This window comes from Nocardiopsis chromatogenes YIM 90109 (genome assembly GCF_000341185.1).
Taxonomy (GTDB): domain Bacteria; phylum Actinomycetota; class Actinomycetes; order Streptosporangiales; family Streptosporangiaceae; genus Nocardiopsis_A; species Nocardiopsis_A chromatogenes.
Window position 1 is genome coordinate 1 of record NZ_ANBH01000397.1, and the last position, 1,923, is coordinate 1,923.

General features: G+C 74.9%; 1 protein-coding gene. It reads right to left on the reverse strand.

Features of this window, described 5'->3' with window-relative positions; all coding sequences use genetic code 11:
• On the reverse strand, positions 1-1,923 hold a 1,923-nt coding region (locus D476_RS35320; protein WP_040729010.1), incomplete at both ends, for a type I polyketide synthase.

The following is a 1,923-nucleotide window of genomic DNA, read 5'->3' on the forward strand; positions in this document are numbered from 1 at the left end:
AGCGCATCGAGGAAGGAGTTCGCCGCGGCATAGTTCGCCTGGCCCGCCGTGCCGAAGGCGGCCGCGGCCGACGAGTACAGCACGAAGGCCCTCAGGTCCCGGTCGCGCGTCAGCTCGTGCAGGTGCCACGCGGCCGTCTTGGGGCGCAGGACCGCCTCCAGCCGCTCCGGGGTGAGCGCGTCGACCGGGCCGTCGTCCAGGACACCGGCGGTGTGCACCACCGCCGTCAGATCGGGCAGTCCGGCCAGCAGCTCCCCGACCGCCGCGCGGTCGGCGACGTCGCAGGCCGCGGCGCGCACCCCGGCGATACCGGGGTCGGCACCGCTGCGGCTGGCCAGCACCACGTCCCGCACACCGCGCTCGTCGACCAGGTGGCGGGCGAGCAGCGTGCCCAGCGCGCCGCCGGTGATCAGCACGGTGCCGTCCCATTCCGGTGCCGGTCCGCGGCGGTTCGCCCGGTCCTCCCGGCCCACCCGGGCCAGGCGCGGCGCCAGCACGGCGCCGTCGCGGACGGCGACGTGCGGCTCGTCCCCGACCGCGGCGGACAGGTCCACGCTGTCGTCGGTGTCCACCAGCACGATGCGGCCGGGGTACTCGGCCTGTGCCGAGCGCACCAGCCCTTCGACCGCCGAGGCGCCGAGGCCGGTACCGCGGCGGACCACCGCGATGGTCGTGTCGTCGTCGAGCCGCTCCTGGAGCGCCCGCAGGACGTGCGTGGCCGTCTCGTGCACGGCCCGGACCACCGGGACGTCGGCGTCGGAGGGCACATCGATCACGGTGTGCGGCACGGGGACCGGCTCGACCGGCTCCCAGTCCGTGCGGAACAGGCCGTCGGTGCGGGCGGCGCGCAGCCCTTCGCTCACCGGGCGGGTGTCGAGCGCGGAGACGGTGAGCACCGGGGAGCCGTCGGGGTCGACCGCGTGCACGGTGTTGTCCGCCAGGTCGATCCGCACGCGCAGCGCGGTCGCGCCGGTGGCGTGCAGTCGGACGCCGCGCCAGGCGAACGGCAGGGCGAGGGCGCCGGAGGCGGCGGCGAGCGGGTGCAGTGCGGCGTCGAACAGGGCCGGGTGGACGCCGAACCCGTGCTCGTCGACCGCGACCTCGGCGAACACGGACGTGGCCGACCGCCAGGCGGCGGTGACGTTGCGGAACGCGGGTCCGTACTGCAGGCCGGACGCCTCCAGCTCCGCGTACATCGCGTCCACGTCGACCGGGTCGGCCTCGGGGGGCCACGGGACGTCCTCGGCGGGGACGGGCGTGTCGGAGAGCGTGCCGGTGGCGTGCAGCGTCCATTCGCCGTCGGTGCGCGAGTGGACGGTGACGGTCTCGCCGGTGACGGCCACCTGCACCTGCACGGCCTCGTCCAGCGGCAGCGGCGCCTCCAGGAGCAGTTCGTCCAGGGTGCGGAACCCGGTCCATGCGCCCGCGTGCAGGGCCAGGTCGACCAGCGCGCTCCCGGGCGCGATCGCGCTGCCGAGGACGGTGTGGTCGTCCAGCCAGGTGGAGGGGGTGAGCCTGCCCGTGAACAGAACCGTGTCGCCGCCGGCGTGCTCCACGGCGCCGCGGAGCAGCGGGTGTCCGGCATCGTCCTGTCCGAGGTCGCGCACGTCGCCGCCGGTTCCGGGGGTGAGCCAGAACCGCTGCCGCTGGAACGCGTATGTCGGCAGCTCCACCCTGCGCCCGTCGCGGTAGAGCGCGGACGCGTCCCGGATCCGTCCGTGGATGTAGGCGGTGCCGAGGGCGGTGAGTGCGGTGGTGGTCTCGTCGCGGTCGCGGCGGAGGGCGGGGGTGAAGGTGCCCTCGGTGGTCTGTTGGGCTTGTGCTGTGAGGACGCCGTCGGGTCCGAGTTCGATGTAGGTGGTGGTGCCGTTGGTGCTGAGGTCTTGGATCGCCTGGTGGAAGTGGACGGGGGAGCGGACTTGG